The sequence below is a fragment of the Mesorhizobium sp. W050 genome (genome assembly GCF_054719535.1).
In genome coordinates, this window is sequence record NZ_JBTTIH010000001.1 from 3,232,498 (window position 1) to 3,249,158 (window position 16,661).

Annotated in this window: 19 protein-coding genes; 6 read left to right on the forward strand and 13 right to left on the reverse strand. The window is 63.6% G+C overall.

What is annotated here, in order from left to right; genetic code table 11:
* Window positions 1-6: 6 nt before the first annotated feature.
* Entirely contained in the window at window positions 7-951 is a 945-nt protein-coding gene (locus ACYG9Y_RS15745; RefSeq protein ID WP_023740032.1) for a Csu type fimbrial protein, read from the forward strand.
* Here the strand turns inward: ACYG9Y_RS15745 and ACYG9Y_RS15750 are convergent.
* The 7 genes from ACYG9Y_RS15750 to ACYG9Y_RS15780 all read right to left on the reverse strand — a co-directional run bounded on the left by ACYG9Y_RS15750 (window position 945) and on the right by ACYG9Y_RS15780 (window position 7,786).
* Entirely contained in the window at window positions 945-1,931 is a 987-nt protein-coding gene (locus ACYG9Y_RS15750) for a branched-chain amino acid ABC transporter permease (protein ID WP_023671424.1), read from the reverse strand. The two genes, ACYG9Y_RS15745 and ACYG9Y_RS15750, sit on opposite strands and share 7 nt — an antisense overlap.
* Before the next feature lies 1 nt (window position 1,932).
* The gene (locus ACYG9Y_RS15755) at window positions 1,933-2,820 is read right to left on the reverse strand and encodes a branched-chain amino acid ABC transporter permease (RefSeq protein WP_023671423.1); all 888 of its coding nucleotides are present in this window, start codon (window positions 2,818-2,820) and stop codon (window positions 1,933-1,935) included.
* A 175-nt stretch (window positions 2,821-2,995) separates the two neighbouring features.
* The gene (locus ACYG9Y_RS15760) at window positions 2,996-3,700 is read right to left on the reverse strand and encodes an ABC transporter ATP-binding protein (RefSeq protein ID WP_023671422.1); all 705 of its coding nucleotides are present in this window, start codon (window positions 3,698-3,700) and stop codon (window positions 2,996-2,998) included.
* The gene (locus ACYG9Y_RS15765) at window positions 3,697-4,488 is read right to left on the reverse strand and encodes an ABC transporter ATP-binding protein (RefSeq protein ID WP_352460554.1); all 792 of its coding nucleotides are present in this window, start codon (window positions 4,486-4,488) and stop codon (window positions 3,697-3,699) included. The genes ACYG9Y_RS15760 and ACYG9Y_RS15765 overlap by 4 nt, the downstream gene beginning before the upstream one ends.
* Window positions 4,489-4,502: 14 nt before the next feature.
* Window positions 4,503-5,711, reverse strand: coding sequence for an ABC transporter substrate-binding protein (locus tag ACYG9Y_RS15770; RefSeq protein ID WP_023685930.1), 1,209 nt, complete (start codon window positions 5,709-5,711; stop codon window positions 4,503-4,505).
* A gap of 208 nt (window positions 5,712-5,919) precedes the next feature.
* Entirely contained in the window at window positions 5,920-6,978 is a 1,059-nt protein-coding gene (locus tag ACYG9Y_RS15775; protein ID WP_023685929.1) for a GSU2403 family nucleotidyltransferase fold protein, read from the reverse strand.
* Window positions 6,979-7,189: 211 nt separating this feature from the next.
* Window positions 7,190-7,786, reverse strand: coding sequence for a YdeI/OmpD-associated family protein (locus tag ACYG9Y_RS15780; RefSeq protein ID WP_023743926.1), 597 nt, complete (start codon window positions 7,784-7,786; stop codon window positions 7,190-7,192).
* Window positions 7,787-7,957: 171 nt separating this feature from the next.
* Here ACYG9Y_RS15780 and ACYG9Y_RS15785 point away from each other — a divergent pair, with 171 nt between their 5' ends.
* Window positions 7,958-8,572, forward strand: coding sequence for a hypothetical protein (locus ACYG9Y_RS15785; RefSeq protein ID WP_023715162.1), 615 nt, complete (start codon window positions 7,958-7,960; stop codon window positions 8,570-8,572).
* A 187-nt stretch (window positions 8,573-8,759) separates the two neighbouring features.
* Here ACYG9Y_RS15785 and ACYG9Y_RS15790 read toward each other — a convergent pair whose 3' ends face one another.
* A complete protein-coding gene (locus tag ACYG9Y_RS15790) occupies window positions 8,760-9,671 on the reverse strand; it encodes a S1C family serine protease (protein WP_023740033.1) in 912 nt (303 codons plus the stop codon).
* Window positions 9,672-10,100: 429 nt separating this feature from the next.
* On the opposite strand from ACYG9Y_RS15790, the gene yghU reads away from it, so the two are divergent.
* Window positions 10,101-10,970, forward strand: a complete 870-nt coding sequence (gene yghU / locus ACYG9Y_RS15795) for a glutathione-dependent disulfide-bond oxidoreductase (protein ID WP_023740034.1) — start codon at window positions 10,101-10,103, stop codon at window positions 10,968-10,970.
* A gap of 152 nt (window positions 10,971-11,122) precedes the next feature.
* Here the strand turns inward: yghU and ACYG9Y_RS15800 are convergent, their stop codons facing one another.
* On the reverse strand, window positions 11,123-12,319 hold the full coding sequence (locus tag ACYG9Y_RS15800; RefSeq protein WP_023740035.1) for an aminotransferase-like domain-containing protein: 1,197 nt from the start codon (window positions 12,317-12,319) through the stop codon (window positions 11,123-11,125).
* 268 nt (window positions 12,320-12,587) lie between these two features.
* Between ACYG9Y_RS15800 and ACYG9Y_RS15805 the strand changes: the two genes are divergently transcribed.
* On the forward strand, window positions 12,588-13,328 hold the full coding sequence (locus ACYG9Y_RS15805; protein WP_023740036.1) for a sulfotransferase family protein: 741 nt from the start codon (window positions 12,588-12,590) through the stop codon (window positions 13,326-13,328).
* Window positions 13,329-13,350: 22 nt separating this feature from the next.
* Here the strand turns inward: ACYG9Y_RS15805 and ACYG9Y_RS15810 are convergent, their stop codons facing one another.
* The 4 genes from ACYG9Y_RS15810 to ACYG9Y_RS15825 form a co-directional block, all read right to left on the reverse strand.
* The gene (locus ACYG9Y_RS15810; RefSeq protein WP_023671412.1) at window positions 13,351-13,539 is read right to left on the reverse strand and encodes a hypothetical protein; all 189 of its coding nucleotides are present in this window, start codon (window positions 13,537-13,539) and stop codon (window positions 13,351-13,353) included.
* Window positions 13,540-13,823: 284 nt separating this feature from the next.
* A complete protein-coding gene (locus ACYG9Y_RS15815; RefSeq protein ID WP_023740037.1) occupies window positions 13,824-14,528 on the reverse strand; it encodes a Crp/Fnr family transcriptional regulator in 705 nt (234 codons plus the stop codon).
* A 173-nt stretch (window positions 14,529-14,701) separates the two neighbouring features.
* Window positions 14,702-14,875, reverse strand: coding sequence for a hypothetical protein (locus ACYG9Y_RS15820; RefSeq protein WP_023740038.1), 174 nt, complete (start codon window positions 14,873-14,875; stop codon window positions 14,702-14,704).
* 140 nt (window positions 14,876-15,015) lie between these two features.
* A complete protein-coding gene (locus ACYG9Y_RS15825) occupies window positions 15,016-15,171 on the reverse strand; it encodes a DUF1127 domain-containing protein (protein ID WP_023671409.1) in 156 nt (51 codons plus the stop codon).
* Between the two features lie 232 nt (window positions 15,172-15,403).
* Between ACYG9Y_RS15825 and ACYG9Y_RS15830 the strand changes: the two genes are divergently transcribed.
* Entirely contained in the window at window positions 15,404-15,559 is a 156-nt protein-coding gene (locus ACYG9Y_RS15830; RefSeq protein ID WP_023740039.1) for a hypothetical protein, read from the forward strand.
* Window positions 15,560-15,777: 218 nt separating this feature from the next.
* Complete coding sequence (locus ACYG9Y_RS15835; protein ID WP_023740040.1) at window positions 15,778-16,653, forward strand: SLC5/6 family protein; 876 nt, start codon at window positions 15,778-15,780, stop codon at window positions 16,651-16,653.
* Window positions 16,654-16,661 lie beyond the last annotated feature (8 nt).

Consider the following 16,661-nt stretch of genomic DNA (forward strand, 5'->3'; position numbering starts at 1 on the left):
GGCCAAATGATGCGCGCTGCAGTCGTTATAATCCTCGTACTGCTGCCGTCGCTGGCCCGGGCGCAGAGCTGCACCGGTACCGTCACCGACATGAATTTCGGTCTCATCGACACGCTGTCGGCCACCGCAGCCACCGCGACGGCGACACTCAACATGAATTGCACCGGCGGCGTGGTGCGCATCCTGTTCTGTCCGCATATCGGCGCCGGCAGTGGGGGTGCTACCTCGGCGGCAGCCAGGCAGATGGCGAGCGGCGCCAACAGCCTTAACTACCAGCTCTATTCAGACCCCGGAATGAGCGTCGTGTGGGGTTCCTATACCTGGGCCTATGCATCGCGCCCGCCGCCGCAGGTGTTGGTGCCCATTCTCATCGGCAATGCATCCGGCAGCGCCACGATCTACGTTCGGGTGACCGGCGGCCAGTCAGCGGTTCCGCCGGGCACCTATCAGTCGATATTTTCGGGCATCCACGTCGAGTTTCGCTACCAGAACGACCTGCTCGGCAACAGCTGCAACACCGGCTTCGGTCTGACGGCGCCCGATCCGACCTTCACCATCAACGCCACGGTCCAGGCAAACTGCCTGGTCACCACCCAGAACATCGATTTCGGCTCCAAGGGCGTGCTCACCGCCAATGCCGACGCCACCGGCCAGGTCTCGGTCACCTGCACGCCGTCGACCGCCTATACGGTGTCGCTGAATGGCGGCACGACAGGCGGCACGCCGACCAACCGAAAGATGTCAAAGGGGGCTGAGCGGGTGACCTACGGCCTCTACAAGGACGCCGCGCGCTCGCAGCCCTGGGGTGACGCCGGAACGCCGGGAAGCACGGTGGCCGGCACCGGAACCGGTACGGCCCAGGCGCTCACCGTCTATGGCCGCGTGCCGCCGCAGACGACGCCCTCGGCCGGCGTCTACACCGACACGGTGGTGGTGACCATCACCTATTGATCGCGGCCCGCCTCGCCGTTGGCCGGCGCCAGCCAGCGCGCGTAAATCTCGCCGACGATGCCGCGGCGAAAGACCAGCACGCAGATCATGAAGATCAGGCCGGTGGCGATGGTCACCGGGAAGCCGGAGGTGGCGAGCGTGTTTTCCAGCCCGACGACGAGGCCGGCGCCGACGACAGGACCGACCATGGTGCCGATGCCGCCGAGCAGCGTCATCAGGATCACCTCGCCCGACATCTGCCAGGTGACGTCGGTCAGCGTCGCGAACTGGAAGACGATCGCCTTGGTCGCGCCGGCAAGCCCGGCAAGGGCTGCCGACATGACGAAGGCGACGAGCTTGTAGCGGCCGACCGAATAGCCCAGCGAGATGGCGCGGTTCTCGTTCTCGCGGATCGAACGCAGGATCATGCCGAACGGCGAGTTGACGATGCGCCAGACGGCGAAGACGCCGATGAGGAAGACGGCAAGCACGACGAAATACATGTTGAGCGTGACGTTGAGATCGACGATGCCGAACAGATGCCCGCGCGGCACGCCCTGTATGCCGTCCTCGCCTTCGGTGAACGGCGCCTGGACACAGAAGAAATAAAACATCTGCGCCAGCGCCAGCGTGATCATCGAGAAATAGATGCCTTGCCGGCGGATGGCGAGGAAGCCCATGACCAGGCCGAGCACGGCCGCTCCGGCGGTGCCGAGCAGGATGCCGGCCTCGGGCGGCCAGCCCCATGCCTTGACGGCGTAGGCGCAGAAATAGGCGGCGGCGCCGTAGAAGGTGGCGTGGCCGAACGACAACAGCCCGGTGTAGCCGAGCAGCAGGTTGAAGGCGCAGGCAAACAGCGCGAAGCACAGCATCTTCATCAGGAAGATCGGATAGACGAAGAAGGGCGCGGCTATCAGCGCCAGTATGGCCAATGCCAGCAATACCCGCTCCAGCCGCACGGAGGCGGCGGTGCGCTGTTGGTGAAGGGTTGCCTCGCTCATCTCAGGCGTCCCTTCCGAACAGGCCGGCGGGGCGCAGGAGCAGCACGACCGCCATGATGACGAAGACGACGAGGTTCGACGCCTCGGGATAGAACACCTTGGTCAGGCCCTCGGCGAGGCCGAGCATATAGCCGGTGACGATGGCCCCGAGGATCGAACCCATGCCGCCGACCACGACGACGGCAAAGACGACGATGATGATATCGGAGCCCATCAGCGGACTGACCTGGTAGACGGGCGCGGCGAGAATACCGGCAAGGCCGGCGAGCGCCGCGCCGAGCCCATAGGTGAGCGTCAGCAGCAGCGGCACGTTGACGCCGAAGGCCTGCACCAGCTCCGGATTCTCGGTCGCGGCGCGCAGATAGGAGCCGAGCCTGGTCTTTTCGATCAGGAGCCAGGTGCCGATGCAGATAATGAGCGAGGCCACCACCACCCAGCCGCGATAGTTGGGCAGGAACATGAAGCCGAGATTGGTGCCGCCGGCAAGCTGCGCCGGAACGGCATATGGGTTGCCTGACACACCGTAGTAGAAACGGAACACGCCTTCGATGACCAGCGCCAGTCCGAAGGTGAACAGCAGCCCGTAGAGCGGATCCAGGCGGTAGAGCCGCGACAGCGCCACGCGCTCGACCGCCATGCCGAAGACGCCGACGATGAGCGGCACCAGGAGCAGCGCCGGCCAGTAGCCGATGCCGAGATGGACGAGCAGCAGGTAACCGATGAAGGCGCCGAGCATATAGAGTGCGCCATGGGCGAAATTGATGATCCGCAGCAGGCCGAAGATGACGGCCAGGCCGAGGCTCAGCATGGCGTAGAAGGAGCCGTTGATCAGCCCGACCAGCATCTGGCCGAGCAAGGCCTGGACGGGGATGCCGAAGATCATGGTCATGGCGTCACCGATGGTGTTGCAAGGGGGATGCGTCTGTGCGGCACGTACCCCCACCCGGACCTTCGGTCCGACCTCCCCACAAGGGGGAGGTAGGGCGGTGGCCCTCCACCCTCCCCCTTATGGGGAGGGTCGCTGCGCAGCAGCGGGTTGGGGGTACTGCCGTGGGCTGTCGTCATCATACCCCCAACACCTCGTGCAGCTGTTGCGTGTGAGCGGCAAGCTCGCTTACGGCAAAACCCTCCACCACCTTGCCGTGCTCCATCAGGTAGAAGCGGTCGGCGATGCGGGCGGCGAAGCGGAAATTCTGCTCGACGAGCAGGATGGTCATGCCGCGCTTTTTCAAGGTCGCCAGCAGTTCGCCGATGCGCTGGACGATGACCGGCGCCAGGCCCTCGGTCGGCTCGTCGAGCAGCAGCATCTGCACGCCCGTCCGCAGGATGCGGGCGATGGCCAGCATCTGCTGTTCGCCGCCGGAGAGTTTGGTGCCGGGGCTGTTGCGGCGCTCCTTGAGGTTGGGAAAGAGATCGAAGATCTCGTCGACGCTCATGCCGCCCTTGGCCACCACCGGCGGCAGGATCAGGTTCTCGTCGACGGTGAGCGTGGCGAAGATGCCGCGTTCCTCCGGCACGAAGCCGATGCCGCGATGGGCAACACGATGCAGCGGCAGGCGCATCAGGTCGCTGCCATCGAAGGCGACGCTGCCGCTGCGCTTGCGGACCAGCCCCATGATGGCGCGCAGCGTTGTGGTCTTGCCGACGCCGTTGCGGCCGAGCAGCGTCACGGTCTCACCGCGAAAAACGTCGAGGTTGACGCCATGCAGCGCATGGCCCTCGCCATACCAGGCATGGAGATCGCGCACGGCAAGCAGCGGCTCACTCATGCTCGGTCCCCCTGCTCGGTCCCCATGTAGGCGACCCTGACGCGCTCATCGTTGCTCACCGTCGCGTAGTCGCCGGCGGCGAGCACCTGGCCGCGCTGCATGACGGTGATCCAGTCGCAGAGGTCGGCGACGACGGTGAGATTGTGCTCGACCATCAGCACGGCGCGGTCCGTTGCCAGCGAGCGGATGATGCCGGAAATGACGCCGACATCCTCGTGCCCCATGCCGGCCATCGGCTCGTCGAGCAGCAGCACTTTCGGGTCGAGCGCCAGCGTGGTGGCGATCTCGAGCACGCGCTTTCGGCCATAGGAGAGATCGCCGGCCGGACGATGCGCGACATCGTCGAGACCGACGACGGCAAGCAGTTCGCGCGCCCGTGGAGTCAGTTGGTCAAGCGCGGCCAGCGAGCGCCAGAACTGGAAGCCGAGCCCGCTCGGCCGCTGCAAGGCGACGCGGACATTGTCGAGCACGCTCAGATGCGGAAAGATCGCCGATATCTGGAACGAGCGGACGAGACCCATGCGCGCCACCCTGGCCGGCGCGGTGCGGGTGATGTCGTTGCCCAACAGTTCGATCCTGCCGCTGCTCGGCTGCAGGAACTTGGTCAAGAGGTTGAAGATCGTCGTCTTGCCGGCGCCGTTCGGCCCGATCAGTGCATGGATCTGGCCGTGATGGACGTCGAGGTCGACATTGTTGACGGCGACGAAACCGGCAAAATCGCGCCGCAGGCCGCGGGCGGAGAGCACCACCCGCGGCTTGATTTCGGCACCGTCCGGCTGGACGGCCACGGCTTGCGCCAGCGTCACTTGGTGACGAGCGGGCAGCCGCTGTCTTCAGCCTTGATGAAGGCCTTGTCGCCCGGAATGGTCGCAAGGTAGGTGTAGTAGTCCCAGTCCTTCTTCGACTCCTCGGGCTTTTTGACCTGATAGAGATACATGTCGTGCACCATCGAGCCGTCGGCCTGTACCTTGCCGTTGGCGTTGATGATGTCGTCGACGGGCATTTCATGGAGTTGCTTGGCGACCGCCTCGGTCTCGTCGGTGCCGGCCTTGTCGATGGCCTTGAGATATTGCAGCACCGCCGAATAGGTGCCGGCCTGGATCATGTTGGGCATGCGGTTGGTGCGCTTGAAGAAGCGCCCGGCGAAGTCGCGGCTCTTGTCGTCGCGGTCCCAGTAAAACCCTTCGGTGAGCACCACGCCCTGCGCCGCCTGCAGTCCGAGGCCGTGCACCTCGGCAAGCGTGAACAGAAGTGCTGCCAGCCGCTGGCCGCCAGCGACGATGCCGAACTCGGCCGCCTGCTTGATGGTATTGGAGGTGTCGAGGCCGGCATTGGCAAGGCCGATAACCTTGGCGCCGGAGGACTGCGCCTGCAGCAGGAAGGAGGAATAATCCGTCGATCCCAAGGGGTAACGCACCTCGCCCAGCACTTTGCCGCCGCTTGCCTCAACAACCTTTGAGGTCTGCTCCTTCAGCGAATAGCCGAAGGCATAGTCGACGGTGATGAAATACCAGCTGTCGCCGCCCTGCTGCACAAGCGCGCCGCCGGTGCCGACCGCCTGCGAGTGGGTATCGTAAGCCCAGTGGAAACCGTAGGGCGAGCATTGCTTGCCGGTCAGGTCGGCCGATGCCGCTCCGGTAACGATGTCGATCTTCTTCTTTTCCTTGGACAACCCCTGGACGGCGAGCGCCACCGAGGATGTCGTCAGTTCCATGATCGCGTCGACCTGCTCGGTGTCGTACCACTGGCGCGCAATGTTGGAGGCAATGTCGGGCTTGTTCTGGTGATCGGCGTTGACGATCTCGATTGGCGCGCCCTGCACCTTGCCGCCAAAATCCTCGACCGCCATCCTGGCGGCCTCGACCGACCATTTGCCGCCGAAATCGGCATAGACGCCCGACTGGTCGTTGAGGATGCCGATCTTGACCTTGCCGTCGGAAATTTCGCCGGCCGCCGCCGGCATCGCAGTCGCCGCAAGCAGCACGGCTGAGACGAGATAGGATGCTTTCACAGGTGGTTCCTCCCTTGTGGCCGACGCTGGAAAACGCGGCGGCCTTGCAATGGTTCAACAACTCCGTCCGGTTCTCGCTGAAATCCGGGCCAGCGCCCGCCACTTCTCCTCTTGGCAACCCCTCCGCCCTGGGTGCGCCGGGAACCGTAGCATCACATTTCGCGAGGCGAGAATGCTATTTTCGTAGCATGGCGTGCTAGCGCGGCCGCTACCAGTCGGGCTCAATTGGAGAGTCTTCGGAAAAGCCGCTCGGGCCAGGCAGAGAGAGCGTTGCGGCCGCAGCGTCCAGCAGTGCCCCCGGAAGCCCTTTGAGATGCTCGCTGTCCAGCGGAAGCGCAAGATAGCCCGTGGCAATGCGTGCAGCCGCTTCCGCCTGTTCACGATCTCTCATTGCCTTGACCGCAGACCGATCAGGCCGCGTGGCCAGCCAAGCCTTGTGCAGAGCGAACATTCGAGGGTCGACCGTCGGCATGCTTACGGGATAGCCACGCTCATCGATCGCCACAGCCTCCACCTTCGGGGCGTTGATGAGCCATTGCAGCCCCTTCATGGGTGCGCTGTCGAGGTCGTCGGCAAGCTGTGTAATCGAGGTAGTGGCGTTGTCCTTGAGGACATGTCTTGCCCGCGGACGGATCAGGTCGACCAGATAGCCATCACGGTTCGCTGCCCTGAAGGCCCGGGGCTGGAGCGGCTTGAAGGACCTGTCCACTTTACGCAACACGCCTATCAGGCCGGACTGGCTTACCCTCTCGCCGGTCACGAAGCTGATGCGGCGTCGGGAATCGAAGAGCAGGTCGATGTCGCCGGTTGCCGTGAGACCGCTGGTGATCTGGACGCCCGCCAGAGCCTCGTAAGCGAACAGCGCATTCGTGCCGACGACCAGCAACTGCTTGCCCAGCGGGTCTGTTTCGGCGCACCGCCGCAATATCCGTGCGGCGATGGCCGGTACCCTGCCCAACCCCATTGCCACATTGACTTTCGCCAGGCCGTTCAGGCGATCGGCCAGACCTGCCAGCAGATCCTTGTTCTGCACCCTGCCCTCGGAAAACGCAGCGAACGCCTTCTCCGTCTGGCTGCTTTTCGGCCCGAGTGAATTCTCGACCTGCCGGACCTTCCGCAGCAGGTATTCAGCACCGCTGCGCTCAACCCAGCGCATGCTGCCTGCAAAGCGCCTTTGGCGCTGGTCATCAGCACGCTGCCAGGCCTCGTAGACCTGTTGCGTATCTATGAGTTGGCGCCGCTGCTCGCCGGTCAACTCTCTCAGCATCGTTTTCCACTCTTAAGCCAGGATCAAGTTAACATAGTGGAAAACTCTTAATTAACAATAAGTTGCTATGTTTTTTCCACTATCGCATCTATCACCCACACGCCGAGTGGAAAATACCGTAAAAACAATAGGTTATGTCCGAGAAAGGGAGGCCAGAACCTCACACGCGGGTTTTTAGCTGCGCGCGCCATGGCAGCCGCTTGCCGTCGCGTCACCGCTTCTGCGGATAGATCGGCTCGCCGCGCTTCAGCATCTCGACAAAAGCCTCGATCTTCTTCCTGCGCCCCGCCTCCGTCTTCATGTTGTGCGTTCGAAACGCCAGCGCGAACCGGTTCTGGGCGGAAAGCTTTGCCAGCATCTCCTTCGCCTTCGGCTCGGCGTCGATGGCGGCCTGCAGATCGTCAGGGATCTTCATGTCCTTGCCTGAGGCATAGGCGCGGTCCCAGCGGCCGTCGGCCTTGGCCGCCTCGACCTGTTTCAGCCCGTGTTCGGTCATGCGGCCCTCCTCGACCAGGCGGGCGACATTGTCGATGTTGATCTTGCTCCAGATGCTCTTCTTGCCGCGCGGCGTGTAGCGCTGCAGAAAGCTCTTGTCGTCGAGCGGCTTGCGTATGGCGTCGATCCAGCCGAAGCACAGCGCCACGTCGATGGCCTGCTTCGGCGTGATCGAGGCGAGGCCCGAGCCGACCTTGTGGACCTTGATCCAGACCTCGCTCTCGCCGGCATGATTTTCGCGCAGCCAGGCGTAAAAACTGTCGGGATCGGGGAATTCATGAACCTTGTCGGGATCGACCTTGAACGGCGCCATCATCACCTCGTTGTTGCCGGGCCGGCTGTATCGGCTGTCGATGCCAGTTTCCGTCAGCGGCGTCGATACCCCCTAGCCTATTGCGAGCCGGCTTGCGCCCAAGCCGGCGCTCATGGCAGTTTCCCGGCTGGTCGAGCCGGGCAAGGCAGACTGCAATTCGGGGGAAATGCCATGCGATCGATGTTACTCGGCCTCATCCTTCTGCTGCCGGCCTCGGCGCTCGCCGAACCCATCGAAACCCAGAAGATCATCACCGCGCTGACCGGCGACTTCAATGGGGACGGCGCCGCCGATCTGGCGATGATCGTCGAGACCGAGCCCGAAGACGATACCATGGACATGCATTTCTTCCTGAGGGACAAAAAGTACAATTTTCTGAAACCCGCCGGCGTCGTGCATGAGCAGGTCTACGGCGAATGGAACGACTACGACCAGCCGCATTATGAGGGCTCCGGCATCGAACCGGAGTTGACCTTGCTGCCCAACGGCTCGATCAAGATCTATCTGCCGGGGCTGATCGGCCCCGGCGAGCGGACCGACATGACGCTGACCATCGCCTGGCGCAACGAGGCCTTCGTCGTCGCCGGCGTTGCCTATGACCATTACAAATACCAGTCCGTTGTCGTCTACAGCAGCTGCGACTACGACGTGCTGACCGGCAAGGGCAAAAGTATGCAGACGCAGGATGATGATAGCAAGGTGAACAGTATCGTGTCTGTCGAAGGCCAGGTCGTGCCCTTCGCGGAGTGGGACACGGGGACGCCTTTTAGGGTGTGCGGGGATTGAGGGGGCAGCCAATCTCCCCCCTCGTGGGGGAGATGGCCGGCAGGGGGGCCGCTGTCCCGCCAACGCACCGGCCAGTGTCAGCCACGTTTATCCCGCGATTCTTGTCAGAAAATAGATCGAGAGGTCGCGATCCTTCGCGCCCCCTCTGCCCTGCCGGGCATCTCCCCCACTTGGGGGGAGATTGGCTTCACTGCAGATGCGGTTTCTTCAAAAAGCTGTTTCGGTCGGCGGATTTCACTCGCAGCCAAGTCTCACGACCGTCACGCACGACCCTGAGAGGAATCTCCGAACCCGCCGGATTCTGCCATAGCTTGCGGTAGAAATCGGCGAGCCCGTCGACCTCGCCATCGCGCACGTCGGAGATGATGTCGCCCTGGCGCAGGCCGGCCTTGGCGGCGGGGCCGCCTTCGGCGACGCTCATCACCACGACCGCACCGTTCGACTCGGCCGAGAAGGCGCCGAGCCATGGGCGCGGCGGCTTCGCCACCTGGCCGCGCGTCAGCAGATCGTCGAGGATCGGGGTCAGAAGGTTGATCGGCACGACCATGTTGATGTCGGCGACCTCGCCGTTGCGGCTCATCTGCAAAAGCAGCGAACCGATGCCGAGCAGGCTGCCATCCTGGCCGATGAGCGCCGCGCCGCCCCAGGACGGATGCGCCGGGGCAATGAAGATCGCCTCGTCGAGCAGATATTCCCAATAGCCGGCGAATTCCTGCTTGGTGACGATGTGTGCCTTGACCGAGCGGCCGGTGCCGTCGGCAAACACCACGGGGTCGCCGATCTTGGCCTTCGAGGCGTCACCCAGCGCCACCGCCGGCAGGCCGAGCGGCGCCAGCGCCTGCACCAGGCCGAAGCCTGTCTCCTGGTCATAGGCCAGCGCATGCGCCGGCACGACGCGGCCGTCCTGGTCGGTCAGCCAGACTTCCTCGGCCTCGGTGATGAGATAGCCTATGGTGAGCACCAGCCCGTCGCCGCGGATGACGACGCCGCTGCCTTCCCGGCGCGTGCCCAGGGCATTGGCCGTGAAGGCATCGTCGGGAACCATGGCGCGCACGCCAACGACGGAGCGCAAGAGCGGGGAAACGGGATCGACGGGCATGCTTTCATCCTGGCAGATATGCGTGGGCAGTATCCTCTATAGGTATGCCGCGCTGCACAGGGCGCAAGGGCTTAGGCAACAAGGCAATCATTTCAGAGGCTGGCGCTGCTCCTCATCCGCCTGCCGGCACCTTCTCCCCGTATAGCGACGGGGAGAAGGGAGATGGCCGCAACATCGGCGCTCTTGGCAACGCTGGCAATTGGGGAAATCAGTAGGCGACAGCGTCCTTCTCGCCGTCACTATACGGGGAGAAGTGCCCGGCAGGGCGATGAGGGGCGGCGCCGACATCGATAATAGTTCAACACAAGTTGAACCTTTCTGAATTGCACCTATGTGTTCCCGTATCTAGGTTCCGCCGACTTTTCCGCCATCAGTCTCGCGCCGTCGCGCAAGTCGTTTTCGCCCCGCCAAACCCAAGGAATTTCCCGCATGACCGAATACATCCCGCCGAAAGTCTGGAGCTGGAAGAAAGCCAATGGCGGCACGTTCGCCAGCATCAACCGGCCTATTGCCGGTCCGACGCATGACAAGGTGCTGCCGGTCGGCAAGCATCCGCTGCAGCTCTATTCGCTGGCGACGCCGAATGGGGTCAAAGTGACTGTCATGCTGGAGGAGCTTCTGGCGCTCGGCCACAAGGGCGCCGAATACGACGCCTGGCTGATCCGCATCAACGATGGCGACCAGTTCGGCTCGGGCTTTGTCGAGGTCAATCCCAACTCCAAGATCCCGGCGCTGCTCGACCGCAGCGGCAAGACGCCTGTCCGCGTCTTCGAGTCCGGCTCGATCCTGCTTTATCTCGCGGAAAAGTTCGGCGAATTCCTGCCGACCGAACAGCCGGCGCGCGCGGAAACCTTGTCCTGGCTGTTCTGGCAGATGGGCTCGGCGCCCTATCTCGGCGGCGGCTTCGGCCATTTCTACGCTTATGCGCCGGAAAAGTTCGAATACGCCATCGACCGCTTCGCCATGGAGACCAAGCGCCAGCTCGACGTGCTCGACCGGCGGCTGGCCGAGACCGAATATCTTGGCGGCGCCTTCTATTCGATCGCCGACATGGCGGTATGGCCCTGGTATGGCGGCCTTGCGCTCGGCCGCATGTACAATGATTCCGCCGAATTCCTGTCGGTGCAGGACTACGAGCACGTACAACGCTGGGCCAAGGCGATCGACGCCCGCCCGACCGTGCAACGCGGCCGCATGGTCAACCGCGCCTTCGGCGACCCCGCCATGCAACTGCACGAGCGCCACGACGCCAGCGATTTCGAGACGAAGACGCAGGATAAATTGGTGGTGGCGGAGTGAGCTAATCTCCCCCCTTGAGGGGGAGATGGCCGGCAGGCCAGAGGGGGTCGGCTCGACTGGGCGCGACCTCCTGCGACTGATGAAGGTTAGCGCTCCACGCGCGGCGACCCCCTCTGTCGCCTTCGGCGACATCTCCCCCTCGAGGGGGGAGATTAGCCCATCAATTTCGCCAGCCTCGGCACGCCTTCACCCACGGCGCGTTCATCTGCGAGCGTAAAGCTCATCCGCATCGTGTTGCGGCCCGAACCGTCGGCGTAGAATGCGTTGCCCGGCACGAACGCCACGCGGGCTTCCTTGACCGAGCGGGCGAGCAGCGCGGTGGCATCCGAACCCTCAGGCAATGTCAGCCAGACGAACATGCCGCCTTCCGGTCGGCTCCAGCTGACGCCATCCGGCATTTCCGCTTCGAGTGCTGCAAGCAAGCCGTCGCGGCGCTGGCGATAGGCGCCGATCAGCTTTTCCACCTGGCCGTCGTACACGGCCTCGGAGACGCGGTGCATGACCAGCTGGTTGATCGACGGGCTGTGCAGGTCTGACGCCTGCTTCATCAGCACCAGTCGCTCGACGACGCGGCGCGGCGCGCAGACCCAGCCGACGCGCATGCCCGGCGACAGGATTTTGGAGAACGAGCCGCAATAGAGCGTGCGGGCGTTTTCGATGCCGCCTGAGCGTTCGCAGTCGAGCGCCAGGATCGGCGGCTGGCCCTCGCCGTCATAGCGCAGCGCGCGATAGGCGGCGTCCTCGATGACGGCAATGTCGAGCTCGCCGGCGAGGTCAAGCACCGCCTCGCGCTGCTGGCGATTCAGCGTCTCGCCGGTCGGGTTGGCGAAATCCGGCACGAGATAGGCGAATTTCACTTTGCCGCCTGCAGCGGCAGCCGCCGCCTGGTAGGCGGCGGGCGTCATGTTGCCGCCATCCGGCGTCAGCCGGTCGTAGCGCGGCTCATAGGCGTTGAAGGCCTGGAGCGCGCCGAGATAGGTCGGCCACGTCACGAGCGCTGTGTCGCCGGGCGACAGGAACAGCTTGCCCAGATAATCCAGCGCCTGCTGCGAGCCGGAGGTGATGAAGATGTTGTGCTCGTCGCAGGCGATGCCAAGCTTGCCCATCTGGCCGGCCAGCCATTTTCTGAGCGGCAGATAGCCTTCGGAGACCTGATACTGAAGTGCTGCGCTCGCCTCCGCGCCGCCCAGCACCGAGGCATAGGCATCGGCGATCGCCTGCGCCGGAAACAAGGCCGGATCGGGGATGCCGCCGGCAAAGGAGATGATGTCGGGCTGGTCGAGCAGTTTGAGCAGCTCGCGGATTTCCGACGCCTTCATGCGCGAGGCGCGCGACGCCAACAGGTCCATCAAACTCACGAGCCCACCTCCCGGGATACGGCATCTGGTCCAGCATGACCGTTCCGGCCATGCGAATTAGGTCAATCTGGCTGACCTATTATCAGGCTCCCCCACCCGCGGGAATAGCCAGACCGTGATTCCGCGTGGCCCAGACGAAAAAGCAAACACATTTCTGCCCTGGACAGGAAAAATTGTTGCGCGCCGAGGCGCGCGGATGCAACCTCATTCCGAGCGGACCGGCATAAAAAGAAAAGCGGTCTCAACAAGGGGGGTTAAAATGACGCTTGAGCTCATCGGGGCCGGATTCGGCCGCACCGGCACATGGTCGACCTTTGCCGCGCTGAACAGGCTGGGCCTTCCCAGCTATCACATGCAGGAAGTCATCCTCAACAAGGCCAACAAAGGCCATCTCGACTTCTGGCGCAAGGTGGCCAACAGCCCGCCCGGCAGCCAGCACGACTGGACCAGAGTGTTTGCCAACTACAAGGCGACGGTCGACAATCCGGGATGCTGCGTGTGGCGCGAATTGATGGCCGCCTATCCCGACGCCAAGGTGCTGCTCACCCTGCATCCGCGCGGCGCCGAGGCCTGGTACGACAGCACCATCGACACGATCCACTTCACCGAGACATTGTGGCAGTTCAAGGTGCTGGAATGGCTGACGCCGTTCGGCCGCAAATTCGGCGACATGTCGCACAGGCTGATCTGGGGCCGCACGCTTGCCGGCGTGATGGACGACCGCGCCAAGGCGGTGGCGCGCTACAACGCCTATACCGAGGAGGTGATAGCGGCCGTGCCGCCGGAGAAGCTTCTGGTGTTCAAGGTCAGCGATGGCTGGGCGCCGCTGTGCGGCTTCCTCGGCGTGGCGCTGCCCAACGAGCCTTTCCCCAACCTCAACGACCGCGAAAGCGTCAAGAAGATCATCCGTGACATCATCAAGGGCAGCTACATCATGCTGGGGCTGTCGGTGGCGGCGGTGCTTGCGGTGGTCGCTGTGCTGTGGTGGTGGCTGGGGTAGCCGCCGGACCGTCAGAATATTGCTACTTGCGCGTGATCCAGCCGAGCAGATCCGGCTCGACGTCTTCGTGGTCGGTCAGGTCGCGAACCAGGGAAGCGGCGAGCGCGCGCCACCGCTTTTCCGGGACATTGTCTTCCATTACCGATTTGATGAAGGCGGCGCGCAGGATGGCGCAATCGAAGGCGGATACATCGAAAAGCAGTTCTGCCATTTCGGTTTTCCCCGTTCACATCGGGCGGGCGGGCCTGTCGAAGCCTCAGGCGCCAGCGCCCCATATACATGGTCGACGACAGCGGATTCATACTCTTGCCGAACCAAGGTTCAACACAATTCGATTGTACGGTTTTTACCAAGCGATTGCGGTTCGTTGCCCGCTTTTGCGCCGATGCTAGATTTGCCGGGCGGCCTCTCCCCAGATGGCCGCAAATGGCCGGCGCGGCTCTGGCAACATGCTTTCACCGGCATTCGCGTCGGCCATTTCCAGCGGTGCCAGGCTCAGCCCAGCAGGCGTTCGTAATCGGCCTCGGCCTGGCCGTAGAAACCGTCGGCGACGGCGATCAGGCCATCGCGGTCGCGAATGACGATCTCGCCGCGCCTCGACCGGATCAGGCCGCGCCCTTCCAGGATCTGCAGGCCGATGGTGACGCCCGGACGCCTGACGCCGAGCATGACGGACAGGAACTCATGCGTGATCTGGATCTGGTGGCCGACCACCCTGTCGTCACACATCAGGAGCCATCGGGCCAGCCGATCCTCGAGCTTGGCGCGGGCATTGCTCAGCGCCGTGGATTTGGTCTGGCCGTGCAGATAATGGGCATAGCGCAGCAGGAAGGCGCGAAGCGTCGGGCTTTTCTGCAGCGCTGCCTTGAACGGCTCGGAACCGATGCACACCGCCTCGCCCGGCATCTGCATGTAGCAGTCATGGGGCGCCCAGTCGGTGCCCATCACCAAAGCGGAACCCGACATGCCTTCATGGCCGATAATGCCGACCTCGGTGTCGAGGCCCGGCCGGTTCCTCGCCACCACCGAGGCCAGGCCGCTTTCCAGGAAGCAGACCGAGGCGACCGGCTCGCCCGCCATTTCGAGCGGGGCTTTGAGATCGAGCACACGATGGTGCAAATGCGGCGCAAGCAGTGCGAAGTCGGCCGGGTTCATGCGGCGCAAAAGGCCGCTTTTCTCCTTGCTGACCGACTGGTCCATCGCTCTCTCCCGTCAAGGGCAAGAGCACATGTAATCTCCCAGCCGTCGGCGCCCTGCCCAAATGCAAACGGTCATTGGACGATAGCTGACTCGGATTCAGCCATTGTACTTCGTACAAAACCGACAAATCAGGGGCGACGCCCCATCAATCAATCCAGCAGCTTTTTCCTGGATCAGCGCTTCGGGCGGTCAGCCGCAACCATGCGCGCTTCGCGCACGATGGACGAGCGATCGTTGCCGATCAGCGATGCGATCTCTTGTATCTGCTGCTCGGAGGCCCCGGTTTCCCGCGCCAAGGCCGCGAGCGTCTCGGCGCTCAGACCGGCCTGTCTCGGTTGCTCCGCCATGGCTCCAATGCCTCCTCTCGGGGCAGGAGTGCGATGGTCGCTCCCAAGCGGCAGCGCCCATTGATGTGGCTGACGATGCTATACTGTACGCTTCCGAACAATCGATGGCGAGCGATATATTAGCGACGCTGGATGCGGCCCTAGAACGGCAGCCTTATCTCATCGATCGACCTCGACTCCGTCCAGCCAATGTCCTTCTGGATCTCCGTCGGCAGCGCATTCAGTGCGCGCACGGTCTTCCTGTGCTTGCTGGCGCGCGCCAGGGCAGCACGAATTCTGCTGAGACTTTCAAACATCGGTTACCTCCATGCAGCAGCAAAGCGCTGCCTCAGGCCCGCTCTTGCACGGCCTCTGTAACCGATCGATTGCGCGACAACGGTGAAGCGCTTCACAAACCGATGCCCGCCAGAAACATTTGTATACAAATCAATTCAGGGAACGGGAGAGTCGCTAAGGAGGCCGCGCCAGACTGCCCGCGTCCAAAGGGCCGACATCCGCGTCGAGCTTGCGGGACGCTGGACCAAGGGCATGACGGTCTGCAATTTCGAGAAAATGGGCGCGATGCACCATTTCGGCGGTACGGCGAGCGAGCAGACCGACTTCCGCCATAGCGTGGCGATGAAGCTCGACCATGCGAAGTTTTGCGATCTGATCGTGGCTGCGCTGGAGCGGCTCAAGGGGTGACTCCCTCTTCCCGGGCAATCGCGTAGGATGCGCCGCCTTATGCGATTGCCCTGCCCTCCGGCGTCCGCCCGCCTCGGCTATGGACGAATCCCATCATGCGCAATAAGGATGGGGTCTGCCGTGGCGCTTTCGCGCCGAGGCAGGCGACGTTCGATCAATGACGCTGCGCCGGGCGCCTTTGACGCCCCGCAAAAGTGTCGATACCGGGGGATCTGGTCATGACCGACAACAAGCCGACCGTAGACGTTACCAAGGACTGGCAGGCAACGCAGGGCCAGAAGTCCGGGGCCACGCGGCTGCGCCTGTTCGCCGTGCTGTCGTGGGTCATCGCCATTGGCGGCGAGATCGCCGGGATCGTACTGCTCTACAAGCACAAGTTCGACCAGGGAAACCTGCCGCTGCTGATCGGCATCCTGGTCGGGATCGCGATATTCGCCATCGCCGGCAGCCTGCTCTGGAAGGCGGCCAACAGGAAGGACCCGGCCCGCGAATCCGACACGTTCCGGTTCTTCGTCCAGAACCAGCTCGGCGCGATCATCACGCTGATTGCCTTCCTGCCGCTGGTTCTCTTGATCCTCAACGACAAGAACATGGACCCGAAGAGCAAGAAGGTCGCCGGCGGCATCGGCGCCGTGCTGGCCGTGCTGGCGACGCTGATCGGGGTCAGCTACCAGCCGCCGTCGGTCGAGCAGTACACGCATGACATGAACACCTGCGCGGAACAGATCAAGGCGGGGCAGCCGACCACGGCCTGCTCGCCCGAAGTCGCCGCCCAGGCGCAGGCGATCGCCACCGACTCCACCACGGTGGCCGCGGCGACGAAGGACGCGGCACACCCCAATGGCCAGGATGTCGTCTACTGGATCGCGCCGGAAAACGGCGCCGCCAAGTCCGACACCGAGCATGTCTTCCACCTCTGCGCAGCCGTCAGCCCGCTGAAGGACAAGACCGTCAACAGCGGCTCGGTAACGGAAGCCTACGCCCAGAACGCCATCCGCATCACGAAGCAGATCGAGATGGAACAGAAGCAGTGCGGGTTTACGGCTGCAGCGGCGGCAGCGCCCGTGGCACCCGCGCCAGCGCCCGCGCAATAATCCGACGG

What these genes read in the sequence shown, in the direction of transcription:
- ACYG9Y_RS15775 (WP_023685929.1), bottom strand. Translation starts at nt 6,978, where the DNA reads ATGCTGAGAGAGTTGACCGGCGAGCAGCGGCGCCAACTCATAGATACG.
- ACYG9Y_RS15780 (WP_023743926.1), bottom strand. Translation starts at nt 7,786, where the DNA reads ATGGCGCCGTTCAAGGTCGATCCCGACAAGGTTCATGAATTCCCCGAT.
- ACYG9Y_RS15805 (WP_023740036.1), top strand. Translation starts at nt 12,588, where the DNA reads ATGACGCTTGAGCTCATCGGGGCCGGATTCGGCCGCACCGGCACATGG.
- ACYG9Y_RS15815 (WP_023740037.1), bottom strand. Translation starts at nt 14,528, where the DNA reads ATGGACCAGTCGGTCAGCAAGGAGAAAAGCGGCCTTTTGCGCCGCATG.
- ACYG9Y_RS15760 (WP_023671422.1), bottom strand. Translation starts at nt 3,700, where the DNA reads ATGAGTGAGCCGCTGCTTGCCGTGCGCGATCTCCATGCCTGGTATGGC.
- yghU (WP_023740034.1), top strand. Translation starts at nt 10,101, where the DNA reads ATGACCGAATACATCCCGCCGAAAGTCTGGAGCTGGAAGAAAGCCAAT.
- ACYG9Y_RS15790 (WP_023740033.1), bottom strand. Translation starts at nt 9,671, where the DNA reads ATGCCCGTCGATCCCGTTTCCCCGCTCTTGCGCTCCGTCGTTGGCGTG.
- ACYG9Y_RS15820 (WP_023740038.1), bottom strand. Translation starts at nt 14,875, where the DNA reads ATGGCGGAGCAACCGAGACAGGCCGGTCTGAGCGCCGAGACGCTCGCG.
- ACYG9Y_RS15835 (WP_023740040.1), top strand. Translation starts at nt 15,778, where the DNA reads ATGACCGACAACAAGCCGACCGTAGACGTTACCAAGGACTGGCAGGCA.
- ACYG9Y_RS15755 (WP_023671423.1), bottom strand. Translation starts at nt 2,820, where the DNA reads ATGACCATGATCTTCGGCATCCCCGTCCAGGCCTTGCTCGGCCAGATG.
- ACYG9Y_RS15745 (WP_023740032.1), top strand. Translation starts at nt 7, where the DNA reads ATGATGCGCGCTGCAGTCGTTATAATCCTCGTACTGCTGCCGTCGCTG.
- ACYG9Y_RS15750 (WP_023671424.1), bottom strand. Translation starts at nt 1,931, where the DNA reads ATGAGCGAGGCAACCCTTCACCAACAGCGCACCGCCGCCTCCGTGCGG.
- ACYG9Y_RS15810 (WP_023671412.1), bottom strand. Translation starts at nt 13,539, where the DNA reads ATGGCAGAACTGCTTTTCGATGTATCCGCCTTCGATTGCGCCATCCTG.
- ACYG9Y_RS15825 (WP_023671409.1), bottom strand. Translation starts at nt 15,171, where the DNA reads ATGTTTGAAAGTCTCAGCAGAATTCGTGCTGCCCTGGCGCGCGCCAGC.
- ACYG9Y_RS15830 (WP_023740039.1), top strand. Translation starts at nt 15,404, where the DNA reads ATGACGGTCTGCAATTTCGAGAAAATGGGCGCGATGCACCATTTCGGC.
- ACYG9Y_RS15800 (WP_023740035.1), bottom strand. Translation starts at nt 12,319, where the DNA reads ATGGACCTGTTGGCGTCGCGCGCCTCGCGCATGAAGGCGTCGGAAATC.
- ACYG9Y_RS15785 (WP_023715162.1), top strand. Translation starts at nt 7,958, where the DNA reads ATGCGATCGATGTTACTCGGCCTCATCCTTCTGCTGCCGGCCTCGGCG.